The sequence below is a fragment of the Streptomyces sp. NPDC058221 genome (genome assembly GCF_042882365.1).
Lineage (GTDB): Bacteria > Actinomycetota > Actinomycetes > Streptomycetales > Streptomycetaceae > Streptomyces.
The window spans coordinates 1-452 of the sequence record NZ_JBHVWF010000036.1 but is presented as its reverse complement, the minus strand read 5'-3'; the positions used below and the strand labels follow the sequence as shown (position 1 = coordinate 452).

Here is a 452-nt window from a genome sequence, read left to right as displayed (position 1 = left end):
ACAGCGGGCGGCTCTCGCGCCGGCGCCGGGGGGGGGCCCGGGGGGGCCCCGCGCTCGGGGGGGCTTCCCCCCCGCCCCCGGCGGGGGGGGGGGCGGGCCGCGCGGCCCGCCCCCCGGACCGGGTACCAGAAAGGCACCACCCGATGCACCACGCCCTGATCGTCGCCCGGATGGCGCCGGAGTCGGCGCCGGACATCGCCGAGCTGTTCGCCGCCTCCGACAGCAGCGAGCTGCCGCACCTGGTCGGCGTCACCCGGCGCAAGCTCTTCCAGTTCGGCGACGTCTATCTGCACATGATCGAGTCCGAGCGCCCGCCCGGCCCGGAGATCGCCAAGGTGACCGAGCACCCCGAGTTCAGGGGTCTCAGCGACCGGCTGACCGCCTTCATCAGCCCGTACGACCCGCAGACCTGGCGGGGGCCGAAGGACGCGATGGCCCAGGAGTTCTACCGC

General features: G+C 75.9%; 1 protein-coding gene. It reads left to right on the top strand.

All coding sequences use genetic code 11. From position 1 onward, the window contains the following. Positions 1-143 precede the first annotated feature (143 nt). Positions 144-452: TcmI family type II polyketide cyclase (locus ACFVW8_RS14500; RefSeq protein WP_389689685.1), on the top strand; the 309-nt coding region annotated here is incomplete at its 3' end.